The organism is Chryseobacterium vaccae (genome assembly GCF_009602705.1).
Taxonomy (GTDB): Bacteria; Bacteroidota; Bacteroidia; order Flavobacteriales; family Weeksellaceae; genus Chryseobacterium; species Chryseobacterium vaccae.
The window spans coordinates 16805-34628 of sequence record NZ_VSWH01000001.1 but is presented as its reverse complement, the minus strand read 5'-3'; the positions used below and the strand labels follow the sequence as shown (position 1 = coordinate 34628).

Annotated in this window: 13 protein-coding genes; all 13 read right to left on the bottom strand. The window is 37.9% G+C overall.

What is annotated here, in order from left to right:
* Positions 1-84: 84 nt before the first annotated feature.
* Complete coding sequence (gene purH / locus FW768_RS00135; RefSeq protein ID WP_153391255.1) at positions 85-1602, bottom strand: bifunctional phosphoribosylaminoimidazolecarboxamide formyltransferase/IMP cyclohydrolase; 1518 nt, start codon at positions 1600-1602, stop codon at positions 85-87.
* A 235-nt stretch (positions 1603-1837) separates the two neighbouring features.
* Positions 1838-2401 (bottom strand): phosphoribosylglycinamide formyltransferase, encoded by a 564-nt coding sequence (gene purN, locus FW768_RS00130; protein WP_153391253.1) that lies wholly within the window; start codon positions 2399-2401, stop codon positions 1838-1840.
* Positions 2402-2476: 75 nt separating this feature from the next.
* Positions 2477-3469 (bottom strand): phosphoribosylformylglycinamidine cyclo-ligase, encoded by a 993-nt coding sequence (gene purM / locus FW768_RS00125; protein WP_153391251.1) that lies wholly within the window; start codon positions 3467-3469, stop codon positions 2477-2479.
* Positions 3470-3752: 283 nt separating this feature from the next.
* Positions 3753-4304 carry an NADPH-dependent FMN reductase gene (locus FW768_RS00120; protein WP_153391249.1) on the bottom strand — a complete coding sequence of 184 codons (552 nt, stop codon included), beginning with the start codon at positions 4302-4304 and terminating at the stop codon, positions 3753-3755.
* Between the two features lie 117 nt (positions 4305-4421).
* Positions 4422-5150 carry a pirin family protein gene (locus FW768_RS00115; RefSeq protein ID WP_153391247.1) on the bottom strand — a complete coding sequence of 243 codons (729 nt, stop codon included), beginning with the start codon at positions 5148-5150 and terminating at the stop codon, positions 4422-4424.
* A 345-nt stretch (positions 5151-5495) separates the two neighbouring features.
* Complete coding sequence (locus tag FW768_RS00110; RefSeq protein ID WP_153391245.1) at positions 5496-6899, bottom strand: MFS transporter; 1404 nt, start codon at positions 6897-6899, stop codon at positions 5496-5498.
* 2 nt (positions 6900-6901) lie between these two features.
* Positions 6902-7420, bottom strand: coding sequence for a nuclear transport factor 2 family protein (locus FW768_RS00105; RefSeq protein ID WP_153391244.1), 519 nt, complete (start codon positions 7418-7420; stop codon positions 6902-6904).
* Between the two features lie 9 nt (positions 7421-7429).
* Positions 7430-9289, bottom strand: coding sequence for a glycoside hydrolase family 13 protein (locus FW768_RS00100; protein ID WP_153391242.1), 1860 nt, complete (start codon positions 9287-9289; stop codon positions 7430-7432).
* 194 nt (positions 9290-9483) lie between these two features.
* Complete coding sequence (locus FW768_RS00095) at positions 9484-9996, bottom strand: hypothetical protein (RefSeq protein WP_153391240.1); 513 nt, start codon at positions 9994-9996, stop codon at positions 9484-9486.
* Positions 9997-10082: 86 nt separating this feature from the next.
* A complete protein-coding gene (locus tag FW768_RS00090) occupies positions 10083-12239 on the bottom strand; it encodes a glycoside hydrolase family 97 protein (protein ID WP_153391238.1) in 2157 nt (718 codons plus the stop codon).
* 79 nt (positions 12240-12318) lie between these two features.
* Positions 12319-13425: a SusE domain-containing protein gene (locus FW768_RS00085; protein WP_153391236.1), complete on the bottom strand. Its 1107-nt coding sequence runs from the start codon at positions 13423-13425 to the stop codon at positions 12319-12321.
* Positions 13426-13440: 15 nt separating this feature from the next.
* Complete coding sequence (locus FW768_RS00080; RefSeq protein ID WP_153391234.1) at positions 13441-15054, bottom strand: RagB/SusD family nutrient uptake outer membrane protein; 1614 nt, start codon at positions 15052-15054, stop codon at positions 13441-13443.
* 12 nt (positions 15055-15066) lie between these two features.
* Entirely contained in the window at positions 15067-17796 is a 2730-nt protein-coding gene (locus FW768_RS00075; RefSeq protein ID WP_153391232.1) for a SusC/RagA family TonB-linked outer membrane protein, read from the bottom strand.
* Positions 17797-17824 lie beyond the last annotated feature (28 nt).

The window sequence follows — 17824 nt, the reverse complement described above, 5'->3', positions numbered from 1 at the left end:
ATTTATTATCTAGTCTTATTCTACAAATATATAATTTTGGATGCTATAAATACAATCTCTAATTATTTTTTAATTCTATTTTAATTAGTGAAAAAAGTGTCGGACTCCTGTGAACATCATCGGGATACCATGCTCATTGGCGGCCTCAATACTGTCCTGGTCTTTTACACTTCCACCCGGCTGGATGATTGCTTTGATACCCTCCTGTGCGCAGAAATCAACTACGTCACGGAAAGGGAAAAACGCATCGGAAGCTAATACAAGATCTCCGGAGAATTTCTCTTTTGCTCTTTCAATGGCCTGCTGTGTTGCCCATATTCTGTTTACCTGTCCGCCACCGATCCCGAAAGCCTGGATTCCGTTGGAAACCACAATAGCATTTGATTTTACGTATTTTACTACTCTCTGGGAGAAAAGCAGTGCTTTTTTCTGTTCTTCCGTAGGCTGTACTTCTGTAACTACTTTGATGTCATCAGAGAAATGAGTGTCGTTATCCTGAACCAGGATTCCTCCATCCACTTTTACCCATGTCTGCTTATCGGAAACAGGGTTTACAATCCTGATGATTCTAAGATTTTTCTTTTTTCTTAAAATTTCCAGTGCTTCTTCATCAAAGTTAGGAGCCATTACAATCTCAAGGAAGGTTTTATTTAATTCTTCAGCTGTAGCAGCATCAATTGTATAGTTCATTGCAACAATTCCGCCAAAGATGGAAACCGGGTCACATTCGAAAGTTTTCTGATAGGTTTCCAGTGCTGAAGTTCCGATGGCTACACCGCAAGGGGTTGAGTGTTTTACAGCGCAACACGCCATTTCTTCTTTAAATTCATTCACTACTTTCCAGCAAAGATCCATATCACGAAGGTTGTTGAAAGAAAGTTCTTTTCCGCCAAGCTGTTTGAAATCTTTCATAGCACCGTTCTCGAAAGTAGAAACGTAGTAAGCTGCCGTCTGATGGGGGTTTTCGCCGTATCTAAGGTCTGCGACTTTTTTGTAGGAAGCATTTAAGTAAGCAGGATAGTCTTCTTCTAAAAGCATTCTTGAAATAGCTGCATCATAAGCAGAGGTAAGGTTGAATACTTTTCCTGCCAGCTTTTTACGGGTTTCAATATACGTATCTCCGTTCTGTTCCATTTCCAGTTTTACAGCCGTATAGTCTTCTACATCCGTGATTACGGTAACAGAGTCAAAATTCTTAGCAGCAGAACGAAGCATTGACGGACCGCCAATGTCGATAAATTCTACTTTCTCGTGTAAAGAAATGTCTTTGTTTACGTTTTCGAAGAAAGGGTAAAGGTTTACGATCACCATGTCAATCAGACCAATTCCGTGTTCCTGAACGGTTTTCATATGCTCTTCGTTGGCACGGACTGCTAAAAGTCCTCCATGAACTTTCGGGTGAAGGGTTTTCACTCTTCCGTCAAGCATTTCAGGGAAATTGGTTACCTCATCAATCTGAATGGGATTTAAGCCAGCGTCTTTCAAATGCTTGAATGTTCCTCCTGTGGAGATCAATTCATAATTTTGGTTTTCCAAAAACTGTGCAAATTCAATTAATCCGCTTTTGTCTGAGACACTGATTAAAACTCTCTTTTTACTCATTTTACTTTCGATTTTTTCATAGGATTTCACCCTATGCTTGTTTTCAACCGCCCTTTCGGGACTTTCAATTTTTACTTTTTACAGCTATTTCAAACTGTAGCCGGTTCTTTCACCTCCGGACTTATTTTTATTTTACTTAGATTCTTTTATTAATGTAACAATGTATCAGTTTAACAATGTAACAATAAATGATTGGTAAACTGGTACATTGTTAGATTGTTAGATTGTTACATTATCAGTTTCCCAGGACCTTATTAATGGCTAATGGAAATATCTCATATTCAATCTGGTGGACTTTCTGAGCTAATGTTTCCGGGGTATCTTCTGCTGTTACTTCAAATGATTTCTGAAGAATAGCTTCTCCTTCATCAATTCCCGAGGTTACAAAATGTACGGTAGCTCCGCTTTCTTTTTCTCCTGCTTCAATAACCGCGTTGTGAACATTCATTCCCCACATTCCTTTTCCTCCGAATTTCGGAAGCAATGCAGGATGGATATTAATAATTTTTCCGTTCCAGTTTTCACAGAACTCAGGTTTTAAAATGGATAAAAATCCTGCTAAAACGATCAGGTCTGTATCTGCAGGAATTACTTTCGCCAGTTCACTGCTGAAATTCTTTCCTCTTGGAATCAGTATATGGTCTATAGCATGATTCTTTGCTCTTTCCAGTCCGTAACATTCTCTGTCTGCAACAACCAAAGATACTTTTGCATTTTCTATTTCACCTGCTTCAATGGTATCAATGATTCTCTGAAGATTGGTTCCTGAGCCGGAAACGAGTACAACGATGTTTTTCATTATTCAGATGTTAGATGTCAGATTTAAGATTACAGACTTAGAGTCTGATGTCTAGGATCTGAAATCTGATGTCATTTAAAATTTCAAATCAATTTTCTCGGCGCCTTCTGTGATCTCTCCGATTTCGTAAGCATCATCTAAAAGGTGAAGTACTTTTTCAGCGTGTTCAGCATCTACTACGATGATCATTCCTACTCCCATATTGAAGGTTCCGAACATTTCTTCACGGGCTACCCCGCCTCTTTTCTCCAGTTCAAGCATTACACTTGGAATTCTGATTTTGGAAGCATCAATGGAAGCACACAGACCTTCAGGAATAATTCTTGGAACGTTTTCGTAAAGTCCACCTCCTGTGATGTGGGCAATTCCGCTTACTTTTACTTCTTCAATTACTTTGTGAATGTCCTGGAAATAAAGTCTTGTTGGTACTAAAAGGGTTTCGTATAATGGTTTTCCTTCAAACTCCTCTTCGAAGTTCGGGAATACTTTTCTTACTAAAGAGAATCCATTGGAATGGAATCCTGAGCTTGGAAGGGCAATGATCTTATTTCCTGCTTTGATTTTGGAACCGTCGATGATCTCATCTTTTTCTACAATTCCTACGCAGAATCCGGCAACATCATAATCTCCCGGCTGGTACATTCCCGGCATTTCAGCCGTTTCTCCACCAATTAATGCACAGTTATTGTCTTTACAAGCTTTTACCATTCCTAAAACAATCTCAGCAGCAATTTCAGAATCTAATTTACCGCAAGCCAGATAATCTAAGAAGAACAATGGTTTTGCACCGTGGCACAGAATATCATTGGCACACATGGCAAAGCAGTCAACTCCAATAGAGTCATACTTTTTGGTATCCAAAGCTACTTTCAGCTTTGTTCCCACTCCGTCTGTTCCTGAAACCAGTACAGGATTTTTATATCCTCCGATCTCATAGAAAGCTCCAAAGCTTCCCAGATGGTTCAGTACATTGGAATTGTGGGTCTCGCCTACTGCTTTTTTGATCTTATCAACCGTTTTGTACCCTTCTTCTTTGTCTACTCCTGCTGATTTGTAAGTGTTGCTCATGTCTGCTTAGATTTTTAGATATCGGATTTCAGATTTCAGATGACTAATTATCCTGCATCTGATGTCTTACGTCTTCTTATCTTTTAATATTTCAATTACTTTTTATTTCAGATTTAGAAAATAAAAAAGCCGACAATCTTGGTAGATTATCGGCCGTTATTTTATCTCAGAATTTCAGAGCCCACAGTTTTCCCTTTCTTTGGAAAACATTCTTTAAAAGTGGTCTGAATTTTCATCTCTTTTCTTTTTGCAAAAATAGTAATTTTAAATGAATTTTCAAATTCTATTTTTCAAGGATGGTTTCAATGGCCGCAATCTTTGTGATTTTCTCCTTTAATTCAGTGTTTTTCTCTTCATTGGAAATTTTCTGTTCTGCTTTATCGAAGTTATCATTGAAAAAAGGAAGTGAAAAAGTTTCTACAATATTCCCTCCGTGGAAAGGGAAACGCTTCGTTGCTGCTTCCAAAACTCCGGCTCCACCTCTTCCGCCCGGGGATGTTGACATCAATAGCATCGGCACTTCATTCCATACGGTTCTGTCTTTAATTCTGGACACCCAGTCGAACACGTTTTTGAATGCTGTAGAGTATGTTCCGTTGTGCTCCGGCAATGCTACTAAAAGTAAATTAGCTCCGTCAATTTTCGATGCAAAATCATGAGCTTCCTGAGGTACACCACCCGCTAATTCTCTTTCATGCTTATAAATCGGCATTTCAAAAGGGTTAAGGTCTATTACTTCTACTTCTGCATTTTCAAACATGGATGCTGCATAGGCTACCAGCTGTCTGTTCATTGAAGCCTCTGAATTGCTTCCTGCTATTGCTAAAACTTTCATTATTGTCTATATTTTTAAGGTATGTATTATTGTATCGCAAATATCGCGAAGTTTTTATGATTATGGACCTTTTTCCAAGACAGATTTATCCTGGAAAAAGATCCGTAATTATTACGTTTATTTTAAGTAAGACGGCAGCTCCATCGGTACTTCCATCAACAGGATTTCAGTATCTTCCGTTGCTTCGATATTGAAACTCTGGGTATCCCAGATTCCAAGCCCGTCTCTTTCATTGAGAACCCTGTCTCCTACTTTGGCACTCCCTTTTAAAACGAAAGCATAAACCCCATTTCCTTTTTTGTTGAGCATATAGTTTTTACCGTTTCCTTTTTTAAAGTTGGCGATATTAAACCATGCATCCTGATGAATCCATACTCCGTCATCATTTTTATTAGGTGATAAGATTTGCTGGAATCCGTTGATCTTTTCTCCCTCTTTGATGCTTTTCTGGTCGTATCTAGGTTCCACGTTCAGTTCTTTCGGAAAAACCCAGATCTGTAAAAATTTCACCGGAACATCTTTATTTTTGTTGTATTCACTGTGCATTACTCCGGTTCCGGCACTCATCACCTGAATCTCGCCTTTTTTAATAACCGCCGTAGTTCCCATTGAATCTTTGTGTTCCAGATCTCCTTCCAGAGGAATTGAAATAATTTCCATATCCCTGTGAGGGTGTGTTCCGAATCCCATTCCTTGTGTAACGGTATCGTCATTCAATACTCTTAATACCCCAAAATTCATTCGGTCTTTGTTCTGATAGTTAGCAAAACTGAATGTGTGGTAACTGTTCAGCCATCCGTGGTCGGCATGGCCTCTTGAATCTGCTTTATGATATACTGTTTTCATTCTGTGATTATTTATGGTACAAATGTACGGGATATGGGAATTGAAAATTGTTGATGTAGGTTAAGAAAGGAGATGAAGGGGGGATGGGATTAAATTTGAGGCGGGCTGAAGCGCGCTTCTATTGAATAAAGTCTGCATTCTTTTAAATGATAGACGGTTTTTATAATGTCGTTTTTCAATTCAATCTGTTTTTTTTCCTGTTGATCTTCTTGTTCTTTTTTGGTTTAAATAAAACAAAGCGGGCTGAAGCCCGCTTCTATTGAATAAAGTCTACATTTTTTTAAATGGCAGGTGGTTTTTGTAATCCCATTTTTCAGTTTCATTATTTATTGAACCTGTGACTTCTTAAAAATGTACCTGTTGGATTTCTTCCTGTATTTCCTTTGGGGTTTCATCTTCTGATTTAACAAAAATCATAGTGACCAAGGCACCGATAAGCATGCATACCCCCCCTACAACAACATAATCCATTGCCTGTTTTCCAAAGATACCGCTTACAATAGGACCTCCCAATAATCCGTTGATGATCTGCGGTATAACGATAAAGAAGTTAAAGATCCCCATATAAACCCCCATTTTCTTTTGCGGAATCACTTCGATCAGCATCGCATAGGGCATCGCCAGGATACTTGCCCAGGCAAATCCTAATCCAATCATGGAGATCCACAGATGATCTACATTTTTAATGAAATACATTGAGATCAATCCTAATCCTCCGCATAATAAAGCTAAAGCATGGGTTTGTTTTTTACCAATCCATTTTGCGATAGGGGTCAGTAAAAATGCAAATGGAATAGCCCATAGATTGTACATCCCGAATAATTTTCCGGTAAGGTCTCCGGCATCATTGAATGCTTTGGAATGCGTATCTTCAGGAGAAAGCCCCAAATGATGGGTTGCCAGGGCACTCGTGGTAAATACCCACATGGTGAACAGGGCAAACCATGAGAAAAACTGAACGATCCCAAGCTTTTTCATCTGCGCAGGGATAGCTGCAAAATCCTTAAAGATATCTGAAAACTTAGAATGTACTTTCTCTGTTTCTGTACCTTCTTCTTCAAATTCTGCGAATTCCTGCGGAGAATATTCTCTGGTGGTGACAATGGTATACAGAATAGATATGAGAAGCAATACCGCCCCTACATAAAAGGAATAAATTACATTATCAGCGACAAAACCTTCGGGAGCTACATTGGAAACTCCAAGTTTAGTCAGCCAATCCGGCAGATAGGAACCGAGTACGGCACCAAATCCTATCAGAATAGTCTGCACCGAAAATCCAACAGTTCCCTGGTGTTTTGGCAGCATATCTCCTACCAACGCTCTGAAAGGTTCCATAGCAATATTGACGGAAGCATCCATCATGGCAAGGAAAACCACAGCCAGTAAAAGTGCACTGGCGGCAAACATAGTGGTTACAGATGCTGCATTGGGAAGCAATACCAATCCTATGGCGCAAAGAATGGCTCCAATTAAAAAGTAAGGTTTTCTTCTTCCCAGCGGGCTCCAGGTATTATCTCCCATATGCCCGATAATCGGCTGAACAATAAGGCCTGTAATTGGAGCTACCAGCCAGAACCATGATAATTCATGAACATCTGCTCCCAGATTGGCCAGAATACGGCTTGCATTACCGTTCTGCAGCCCGAATGCCATCTGGATTCCCAGAAATCCCATGCTCATATTGATGATCTGGAGCATGGAAAGATTGGGTTTTATTTTTTTTGAAACAGTATTAGAAGCCTTCATCTTTATTTCTTTAATTCTTGTATCAACAGATCTTCAATAGCTGTTTTTTCAGCAACTACTTTATCTACTACATCGTTTGGGACCGTCATGGAAAGTACATATTGCTTTACTTTCCAGCTGCCATTAATTTTTTCTACCACTCCAGATCCTCTGCAGATCTTCATCTGGGTATTGAGCAATTCATCAAACCATGCCAGCTTTCCGTCTTTGCTGAAATAGATGTTTCTTTTCAGAGCTGTAAAGTTCCAGGTTTTCTTTTTGTCAAAATAAGGTTTTGCCCAAACCATGAAGGCTTTTTTATCCCAGACTTCGGTAGCATCGGTTCCGATAAAGGTAGATTCATCGGCAAAATAATTGAAATAGGTGTTGAAATCAGATTTTGCAGCAGCGGTGTTAAAACCATCAAGCATCGTACTGATCTCTGATTTTTCTTTCTCAAATGTTTTACCAGATTGTGCCGAAAGCATCGAAAATCCAAATAAAAAAAGGATTAATGTATAAGCTGCTATTAATTTTTTCATAGGTATTATTTATTTTTCAAGTTCAATAATAAACGAAGTTCTGGCAGGAATTGTTGTGGTGTGCTTTAAACTCAGCTCCATTCCTGAAATAATTTCTTTCCCTTTGGAAAATCCTTTGAGGGACTCTTCAAAATATCTTAAGTCTACGACCTGTTCTTTTTTACTGTTATTGATCATAACCATTACGCTTTCCTTATCATTATATCTGAAATAGGTAAAAACGCCATCTTTAGGAACGTAATTTTTAGTTTTCCCGGTGTGGATGACTTCTTTTCCTTTTCTCCAGTTTAATAATTTCTGGGTAAACTGATAAAACTCTTTTTGTTCAGAGGTCTGTTCTGATGGATTGAACGCATTCTGCTTATCAGATTTCCAGCCACCCGGAAAGTCTCTGCGGATGTCAGCATCTCCTCCTTTTTTCTTGTTTCCGCGCATTCCTATTTCTGAGCCGTAATAGATCTGTGGAATTCCACGAGCGGTAGAAATCAGAGCTAGCGCCATCTTGTATATTTTAGGATCGCCTTTGAAAATCTCGTTCCAACGTTCGGTATCGTGGTTTTCAAAGAAGACTAAGATATTGTTGATATCAGGATATAAAAAATCGCTGGTAAAGGAATTGTAGAGCTTTATCATTCCGCTGTCCCAGCTTTCTTTTTCGTTAAAAGCTTTCGGCATATCACTAAAAAGCATAAAATCCATAACGGAAGGCAGATTGGAGTTGTACCCCGCCGCTTCTCCTGTTTTAGAATTCTTCTGCCATGCTGAGATCTGGCCAGCAGTGTAAAGCCATGATTCCCCTACAATGTTGAATTTAGGATATTCATCGGTAATTGCTTTTGCCCATGCAGCCATTGCTTCTTTATCGTTGTACGGATAGGTATCTACCCGGAAGCCTCCTAATTCAGCATATTCAATCCACCAGATGGCGTTCTGGGTTAAATATTTTAGTACCAAAGGATTTTTCTGGTTGAGATCCGGCATTGTTTTGTCAAACCAGCCGTCCAGAGCGTATTTTTTATCAATTTCTGATGCATTGGTATCAAACTGCGTAGTTGTTTTATAATTGGAACGTTTGAATCCGTTTTCTCCATCGGTAAACCAGTGGATCCAGTCTTTGGAAGGCATATCTTTGATCATCCAATGGGACACCCCCCAGTGATTGGTAACATAATCCATGACCAACATCATTTTCCTTTTATTCAGTTCACGGGAAAGTTCTCTGTATTCTTCGTTGGTCCCGAATCTTCCGTCTATTTTATACAGATCGGTCTGAGCGTATCCGTGGTAAGAATATACTTTTTCGTTATCTTCATTTACAGGAGTAAGCCATACTGCTGTAGCACCAAGATTTTGGATATAATCAATATTTTTGATGATCCCTTTTAAGTCGCCGCCATGTCTTCCGTTGGGAAGTTTCCGGTCTGCTTTTTCTGTCAGATCCGCTTGAAAATCATTTGTTTCATCACCATTAGCAAAACGGTCAGGCATGATAAGATACATTACATCTTTTGAGGTAAAGGATTCACGGTCTGCTGATCCGGGATTTCTCTGTTTGAGTTCATAAGTGTATGAACCCAGATTCTGTTTCCCGTTTTTGACATTGAGGGTGAATTTCGGAACATTAATTTCATTGGTATTGACGGTAACGAAGGCATAGTTAGGATTGTCAGTCTTCTGAATATCTTTCACCTGCACACCATCTGACAATTCAATCTGATGTTTAGCGATGTCTTTTCCATATACCAGGATCTGAAGTTCAGGATTTTTCATTCCTTTCCACCAGAAAGCAGGCTCTACTTTTTCAAGCGGTTTTTGTGAAAATGCTGCAACAGCAATGGTAAGTGCGGAAACAATGTATATTTTTTTCATAAGAGGATTCAATTTAATATTAATTTTTCTTTAAACAATAAGCCATTCAGGTTGTTGTATCATTTATATGGCCCCGGCTGCACGAATTTTTATTTTCTCGCGGATCTGGCAGATTGAGCAGATTTATTTTCATATCCCTTATTTTGTATGACTCATCTGTAAAAGTTTAAACAACTTTATCATTAAATAAAAGATCAAAAGGAATAGCCTATTCCTACCCCAAATGAAAAAGCAAATTTCTTTTGCGGATTATCTTTAAAAACAATCATCGGATAAGCCTGACATATCAATCCTGTATCCAGCATAAGCCTGTATCCGAGACTTAAAGAAACATCCGACTGAAATTTCTTGTATACCACATTCGGATTTAATGAGGTATCAATAAAGTCTTCACTGAATAAAGCTGTATATCCCACACCCATTTGCAGAAAATGCTTTTCTCCATACAATACACTGAGCACAACAGGTACTGTAGTTACTCCCTTAAAATGTTCCCCATGCACGTCATGGCCGGGACTTCTTCCTATTCCTGCCCTTAAAGAGTAAAGAAGATTATTTCTTTCACTCAGATAGAATAATCTCTCATAATTAGCGGAAAACAGGGCTTCTGAATGCCCAGCCAATTCAAATGCAGCGATATTTTTTCTTTCCTGGCCAAAAACGGAACAACAGCTGAGCAAAAGGATCAGCAAAAGACTTTTTTTCATTCGGTTATTAGTAATTAAAATAAATACCCCGGCCCATTTCCCAATGTATAATGAGCCGGGGCATAACAAACATATGAATTTTAAATTTAATTTACAGGCTTAAGAGAGATTGCGAAACCTCCGCTTCTTGCCATTTTGAAATTAATTTTTGATTTGCTTGTGATCTGTTTTTTATAGATGTTATAGCTTTGAGGGTTGTCTATATAATCCGCATCTTTTCCATCTTCATAAATTGTAGCCTCATATTTTTTGCCCTTGTCAAGGAAAGAGAAATCTACCGTGTATTCACGTTTGTTCTCATCGGTAATCCCTCCTACAAACCAGTTTTCCGTTCCTTTGGCTTTTCTGGCGGTGATTACGTAATCTCCCGGCTCTGCAGATAAGATCTTGGTATCGTCCCAATCAGCAGCCACATCTTTGATAAACTGGAAGGCATCCATGTGCTTTTTATAGTTTTCAGGAAGGTCGGCAGCCATCTGAAGAGGCATATACATGGTTACATAAAGAGCAAGTTGTTTTACCAATGTTGTTTTTACGAAACGTTTATCTCCAGGGAAATAATAATCCAGTTTGGTCTGGAAAATTCCCGGGGTATAATCCATAGATCCTCCCATCCATCTTGTAAAGGGAAGAACGGTCTGGTGATCCGGCTTGTTTCCTCCGAATGCTTCATATTCTGTTCCTCTGGCTGCTTCTGCGGAAATATAGTTTGGATAGGTACGGCTTTCTCCTGTTGGACGTACGGATTCGTGAGAATTCACCATGATTTTGTACTCGTTTGCTTTTTCAGCAATTCTGTAGTAATGGTTGATCGTCCATTGTGAATAATGATGTTCTCCTCTTGGAATGATATCCCCTACGTATCCTGTTTTCACGGCATCATATCCGTATTTGTTCATTAACTGGAATGCTTTATCGGACCATCTTTCATAATTCGTTGCAGAACCTGAAGTTTCATGGTGCATGATCAGTTTAATTCCTTTGGAATGAGCATAATCGTTCAGCATTTTGATGTCGAAATCCGGGTAAGGGGTAATGAAATCAAAAACGAATTCTTTTGAATGTCCGAACCAGTCTTCCCATCCGATGTTCCAGCCTTCAATTAAAAGTCCCTGAAAACCATTTTCTGCTGCAAAATCAATATATTCCTTTACTTTGGTATTGTTAGCGGCGTGTTTTCCGTTCGGAGTAAGCTTTTTAAAGTCCGTTTTATCCAAATGAACGTTTTCTGCTGTAGAATAAGCCCACTGAGATTTACCAATAATCATTTCCCACCATACTCCCATGTATTTGGTAGGGTGAATGTAAGAGGTATCGGTATATTTGGTCGGCTCGTTCAGGTTGAAGATCATTTTGGAATCCATTACCTCTTCTGCTTTAGGGGAAACGATAATCGTTCTCCATGGGGTAACGGAAGGGGTCTGAATATATCCTTTTGCGCCTTGTCTGTCGGCAGTAAGATGGGTTTTGAATTTAAAATTCTGTGCATCTACTTCAAGGTGAGAAGCTGGATAATCCAATACAGCAGCTTCAGCAACGTTTAGATAAAGAGGTTCTTTGCCTTCTTTTTTAAGCATTAACGGAGACTGAACAGCATTTTTGACTAACTTCTGGGATGCATTGGCATCTGCCGCCTGAGCCCATTTTGAAGGAATTTCAGATACTTTTGTTTCCTGATACTGATATTCCTGAGAATCATAGTCAGCAACCATCCACCAGGCTTTCATATCTGTAGGGAAATCGATCTCGGAATCTTCTTCTCTGATCACGAAATAGTTCAGATTTTTCTGCTGCGGGAATTCATATCTGAATCCAAGCCCATCATTGAACAGTCTGAACTTTACTACAATGCTTCTGTCGGTAGACGTCTGATTCAACGTAACCGCCAGTTCATTGTAATGATTGATATAATTTTTCTTTTCTCCTAAAACCGGCTGCCAGGTTTCGTTTTTGGAGTCTCTTTTTTCATCTACCTTCGCAAAACCGTTATTCAGATCGAATTTTGCATCTTCCGGTTTGGCAATTTCAGAAGCGAATTTTATGGCTGTGTCTTTAAATAATCGTAATCCTAATTTAGAATCTTCTACTACTACAGCCCCGTTGTATTTCAGGTTATAGTAAGGCACTCCTTCTTTCAGCTGGAAATTCATTTCAAATTTTCCATCCGGAGATTTTAAAGATTGGGCTTTTACCCCTACAAACATCATGGAGAGCAAAAGAGCTCCAACAGTAATTTTCTTCATAATGACTATTTATAAACTTAAAAAAAATAAAGTGCTGCCGTGAAGACAGCACTTTACTATACTATTTCATCTTAAATTATTATAATGGCTGAATTTTGTAAACACCCAGCTTCACGTCTACAGTAATTTTATAATTTCCTCCTGTTCCGTCAAAAGTGATATTTCCATTACTTCCTTTTGGCGCAAGATATCCTGTATTTCCATCAGCTGAAATATTTCCCCAATCAAGATCTCCCCAGCTTTGCTGGCCTAAAAACTTAAATTGTGATCCGGCAGGAAGAGCAATGGTATGTTCAAATTTTCCATTTCCTAAATTGGTCATGGCAATAGCTCCTCCGGCATTCCATCCGTTTATTGTTCCTACCATATATAAATTGGCAGGATTCCAAGTATTAATTGCTGAAGGGGATACCGTAATAGATTTCTGAGCAGGATCTGCATCTATAACAACCTTATACATTCCTGTAGCTCCGGTAAACTGAATATTTTCAGCTGGTGCAGCAGCTAAATTTGAAGACCATGTTTTGAAATATTTATAGGTATCATTCATTCCAGCAGTGTCCATACTATAGTTCAATGGGTTCCAGTCCTGCTGTCCTAAAAATCTGAATGATTTACCATTCTCCAAATATGTATAGATGGTTGAAAAGTTCTCATTTTTATAAAGAAGCTGAGCTGTTGAAGCATTCCAGCCCACAGCAGAAGCTTCTCCTACCAGATAGAAAGACGGAAGTTCTACCAAATACGGTGTTACCGTCATCGAAACCGGTTCAGAATACAACGTAATATTCCCTATTTTAGATTTTAATCTTACTTCAATCTGATTAGCTACATTCGCAAGAAATCCTGCGTCCAGAATTATTTTATTTAAATCCCGTACAGTGTAGGTTACTTTAAGATCGGGAGCAGATACATCTACAGTTTTCACACTTTGAAAGTTTGTGCCTGCTTTAGCAAATTCAAGGGAATTATTAAAGGCAACCTGAATATTGAATTTAGGATTAACCCATTCAAATTTTACGGCCTTATCATTTTCATGATCTTTCTCAAGAACCAACACAGTTGCATCAGCTGTTAAAGAAGGCTTCGTACCTTCACCCAAAACAGCCTGGTCTTCATCTTTTTCGCAAGATACAGCGAAAACTCCTATAACAAGAGCTATGAATATTTTAAAGAAATTTTTCATTTTTGTTATTTTATATTAGTACCCAGGATTTTGAGATAAATTGCTATTTAGATTAAGATATTTATTTGGTATTGGGAAAAGCAATTTATTATTTGTTAAGTCAGACCCATTCATACCTCCTCCTTTCCATTGCCATGTATATCCTGAAAGGAATTTTCCAAATCGAATTAAGTCCTGGCGTCTGTAGCCTTCCCAATATAATTCTCTTGCTCTTTCATTCAATATAAAATCCGGTGTCAAGGCAGATTGCTGAACAGTTGGAGCTCCAGCTCTTGTTCTAAGTGCATTAATATAATTTAATGCAGTACCTACATTACCTTTTCCATTTACTACAGCAAGTTCCGCATACATCAGATAAGCATCTGCCATTCTGAATAGCGGGAAGTCGGAATCCACAAAGTTGGCATCACTTCCGTTGGATCCAGTTGAGGTTTTATTAGAAAATTTAATAAGTTTTGTCCCCTGATCAAATTTTAAATAATCTGTAATAGAGGCTGGATCATTGTTTCCAGGAACCTTCATAACTCTAGGGTCACTATTACCTACCGACTGCATAAACTCTTGTCTTACTCTATATCCCTGCCATCCAAAATCGATCCCCAGGGTTGCGCCAACTTCATTGGTACAGTTTGCATGAACAAGAAAAGTAGTTCCACCATAGGTTCTTGTTTTAACTCCATCAAAAGCTATAGGAAAAATAATTTCATCCTGTGCCCCATTGATATGGTTATCTGCTTTGAATAAGTTAGCATATGGGATCATAGCAATTTTATAAGTAGATCCGGTTACTTTTTCAACTTCTGCTAATGCTTCTGTACTTTTATCTGCACCTATGTAAACTTTTGCATTAAGATATAGCTTAGCTTTTAGCATCCAGACTGCTGCTTTATCAGCTCTTCCATATTCATTCATTCGGGGAGCTGGTAATTCTCCTTCAATTTCATTAAGTTCATTAATTACATAGTTGAACATGAAATCTCTTGACTGCATAACCGGCTTGGTGAGCAATGCATCATTTTCTGTAGCAAAAGGCATTTTCCCATAAATATCTATCGCATGATAATAGGATAAAGCTCTTAAAAATCTTGCTTCAGCTCTGAAGGTTTTGATTTGTGCTTTCAAATTATCTGCAACTCCTCTTGAGTTAAGCTTTTCATCAGTAGTTTCTCTTAAATATTCATTCACTAATCCTATCTGAAAAAAGATTCTGGCAAAAAAGGCTTCATTAAAGACATTATCAGCATTCCATGTATTGAAGTTAAGATCTCTGATTGTTGGGTTATCACTTTCTCCCCAAGCAATAATTGCTTCATCCGTCGTTAATTCCTGCAGCTGCCAATATGCTCTTAAATATTGGGAAAACCCTTCATTTGGACCTCCATCATCTTCAGCTCCCAAGTCTGACTCTCCATTTCCCGCTTTTTGTCCGGTTACAGCCAATCCAGCATATATTTTTGCAAGAAATTGTTTGTAAGATGCAGGGTTAGCATAGAATTGCTCCGATGTATATAGCTCATCATCATTAACTTCAACATTAAGATCATTTAAACATGATGAGGTAGTAAAAAGAAAAATACCCGCAATGGCTATATTTCTTAATTTTATTATTTTTATTCTGTTAAGTTTCATTGTAAAAACGGATTAAAAGTTAGCATTAATACCTAAAGTGAACATTCTTGCTCTCGGATAAATTGAATTATCAATTCCATTATTGAATACCTCCGGATCTAAATTTTTGTATTTGGTAATAATAAGGACATTCTGTGCAGCTCCATACACTCTCAAAGAAGAATTTCCAATGAATTTATTGAATGTATACCCTAGTGTAACGTTATCAAGTTTTAAGAAACTACCGTTTTTAACATAGTAATCAGACATTTTGTTTGCTGTCAGGAAGTGTGTTGAACTAAAATCAACAGGAGCATTATTGATCGTATTATCTACCGTATTATTGATGTTACCCAAATGAGCTCTATCCGAAGAAATCTGGTCATAAACATAGTTTCCTATGCTGGCCCTCCATCCCATAGAGAAATCCCAGTTCTTACCGAAAGTAGCATTAGTCATTAGCCCCATTGTTACATCCGCCTGTGGTTTTTTATAGTTATACTTATCAGCAGAAGTAATTACTCCATCTCCATTTCTATCTACATAAGCTCCTTCAATTGGCCTTCCGTTACCATCATAAATCTGTTGGTATACCCAGAAAGCGTATGGGGAATATCCTTCTCTGAAAGTCTGAACAAATCCTCCTAAACCAACTCCTCCTTTATCAATCCCATTAACTTCAAGTTCTTTGATCTGAACTTTATTGTATGATACATTATAGTTAAAGTTCAATGTAAAGTTTTCATTTCTGATGGCTTTTACATCTAATCCCAGATCTATTCCTTTAGATTGAAGTTTACCTATGTTCTTAGGTCCAATAATTCTTAAATTCTCCAAAGGTCCCTCAGGAACAATTGATAACAGGTCTTTTGTATCTGCAAGATAAAAGTCTAAGGTACCTTTAATTCTGTTATTTAAAAATCCAAAATCTAATCCTAAGTTATATTTCAAACTTTCTTCCCATTTAAGGTTTTGATTGTATCCGTTTGCTTTTGCAATTTCATAGAACTGGTTCCCGAACTGATAGTAAAGGGTTGATGAGACATTGTATGTTTTAAAATAATCATATCTGTAGACGCCAATATCCTGCTGTCCTGTTTTTCCTACACTGGCTCGTAATTTTAAATCTGAAATAGAGCTGTTTCCTTTTAAGAAATTTTCTTCTGAAATTTTCCAGGCTGCAGCTACTCCACCAAAATCACCCCATCTGTTATCTTTACTGAATCGGGAAGATCCATCTTTTCTATAGTTGATGGTTAGCAAATATTTATTAGCAAATCCTAAGTTTAATCTTCCAAAGAAAGCCTGTAAATTTACATCCGGTTTAGAATCCGGATTATAAAAGTTGTTATCTGGATCCAATCCGTATAATAAAGTATTTCCTGATGCAGAACTTACTTTATGATAGTTTTGGTATTCATATCCGCCCATTGCTTCAAGATTAAACTTCCCGAAAGTCTTAGTATAATTCAACTGAATATTAGCATTTTTATTAAGAATACTTTCATCAGTGTAAGAATCCTCCCCATAAAACCCGAATACATTCTTAACAGAATAATATCCGTTTCTGGAATATTTGTTGGTTGTAATATGACCATCCAGTTCCTTACTATCCAATCCCGCATTTACAATCAATCTTAAATCGGGAAGGAAGTGGAATTTATAATCCATATTGATATTTCCGAAAAATCTTTTGAAGTTCTGAACATCACTTTTATTCCTAAGCATACTCACCGGGTTGGAAACTCCATAAGATTTAAGAACCTGTTGACCATTCTCCATATCATACCGGGTCCATTCGGTGTAACCTCCGAATGGTGAATTTGGATCGTATACTGGTTTTGTAGGATCAAAATACATTGCATTTTTTATGGCATCTTCATTTCCTTTATTCTGGAAAGTATAAGAATATGTTCCTGTAATATTGAACTTTAAATGATCATCAAAGAAGCTCGGACTTAGTGCAATGTTTGCTGTTGACCTTCTATACCTTGAAGTTATTAATAATCCTGAATTATCCATATTATCTACGGAAAAACGGGCAGGGACCTTACCAAATAAACTTCCTGAAACTGAAGCATTAATATCCGAAGTAACGGATGTTCTGAAAATCTCATTTTGCCAATCAGTATTTGCAGAACCTAAAAGGTTAGATTTTTCAGGAACATACTGGTTAATAATACTTCTGAATTCATCTCCAGAATATACTTTAATTTTTTTAGCCAGCGTATTTACTGTTGTAAAAGCATTTAATGAAACCCTAAGTTTTTTGCCACCTTTTTTTGTAGTGATGAGAATTACCCCATTAGATCCTCTGGACCCATAGATAGCTGTAGATGCAGCATCTTTCAGAATTGAAAATGATTCAATATCATTCGGGTTAATTGTTGATAAAGATACTCCATCCAATGGTAAGCCATCTACAACCAACAATGGGTCATTACTTGCGTTTAAGGATGATCCTCCCCTAATTCTTATGGTAGCTTCATTTCCGGGAGTTCCTGATTGTGTAATCACCAAACCTGAAGATCGTCCGTTAATAAGACCTTCAGCTGTAGTTACCGCTCCTTTATTGAAGTCTGCAGAAGACAAAGCTGTTATAGACCCTGTCAAATCTGTTTTCTTCTGCTTACCATATCCGATCAATACAACTTCTTCAATTTTTTTCTCCTTAGGCAGAGAGTCTTGTGCCTGCGCGTGCATTATTGTACTGGCCAATAAAAAAGCGGGCGCTATTTTTAATACCGTTGTAAAATTTCTCACAATATCGTTTTTTTTTAGTTTCGTTTTT

Excerpts from the sequence above, each read along its gene's own strand:
- purH (WP_153391255.1), bottom strand. The coding sequence starts at position 1,602 with ATGAGTAAAAAGAGAGTTTTAATCAGTGTCTCAGACAAAAGCGGATTA.
- purN (WP_153391253.1), bottom strand. The coding sequence starts at position 2,401 with ATGAAAAACATCGTTGTACTCGTTTCCGGCTCAGGAACCAATCTTCAG.
- purM (WP_153391251.1), bottom strand. The coding sequence starts at position 3,469 with ATGAGCAACACTTACAAATCAGCAGGAGTAGACAAAGAAGAAGGGTAC.
- FW768_RS00120 (WP_153391249.1), bottom strand. The coding sequence starts at position 4,304 with ATGAAAGTTTTAGCAATAGCAGGAAGCAATTCAGAGGCTTCAATGAAC.
- FW768_RS00115 (WP_153391247.1), bottom strand. The coding sequence starts at position 5,150 with ATGAAAACAGTATATCATAAAGCAGATTCAAGAGGCCATGCCGACCAC.
- FW768_RS00110 (WP_153391245.1), bottom strand. The coding sequence starts at position 6,899 with ATGAAGGCTTCTAATACTGTTTCAAAAAAAATAAAACCCAATCTTTCC.
- FW768_RS00105 (WP_153391244.1), bottom strand. The coding sequence starts at position 7,420 with ATGAAAAAATTAATAGCAGCTTATACATTAATCCTTTTTTTATTTGGA.
- FW768_RS00100 (WP_153391242.1), bottom strand. The coding sequence starts at position 9,289 with ATGAAAAAAATATACATTGTTTCCGCACTTACCATTGCTGTTGCAGCA.
- FW768_RS00095 (WP_153391240.1), bottom strand. The coding sequence starts at position 9,996 with ATGAAAAAAAGTCTTTTGCTGATCCTTTTGCTCAGCTGTTGTTCCGTT.
- FW768_RS00090 (WP_153391238.1), bottom strand. The coding sequence starts at position 12,239 with ATGAAGAAAATTACTGTTGGAGCTCTTTTGCTCTCCATGATGTTTGTA.
- FW768_RS00085 (WP_153391236.1), bottom strand. The coding sequence starts at position 13,425 with ATGAAAAATTTCTTTAAAATATTCATAGCTCTTGTTATAGGAGTTTTC.
- FW768_RS00080 (WP_153391234.1), bottom strand. The coding sequence starts at position 15,054 with ATGAAACTTAACAGAATAAAAATAATAAAATTAAGAAATATAGCCATT.